The 215-nt window shown below is 54.9% G+C and carries 1 rRNA gene; it reads left to right on the forward strand.

Annotation, left to right across the window (positions count from 1 at the left end):
• Nucleotides 1–215 (forward strand): 16S ribosomal RNA (locus CCS02_RS22075); the annotation flags it as partial.

The following is a 215-nucleotide window of genomic DNA, read 5'->3' on the forward strand; positions in this document are numbered from 1 at the left end:
AACAGGGGAGCTTGCTCCTGCTGACGAGCGGCGGACGGGTGAGTAACGCGTAGGAATCTACCTAGTAGAGGGGGACAACATGTGGAAACGCATGCTAATACCGCATACACCCTAAGGGGGAAAGGAGGGGACTCTTCGGAGCCTTCCGCTATTAGATGAGCCTGCGTGAGATTAGCTAGTTGGTAGGGTAAAGGCCTACCAAGGCGACGATCTCT

The sequence above is a fragment of the Marinomonas sp. ef1 genome, assembly GCF_002806845.1.
Taxonomy (GTDB): domain Bacteria; phylum Pseudomonadota; class Gammaproteobacteria; order Pseudomonadales; family Marinomonadaceae; genus Marinomonas; species Marinomonas polaris.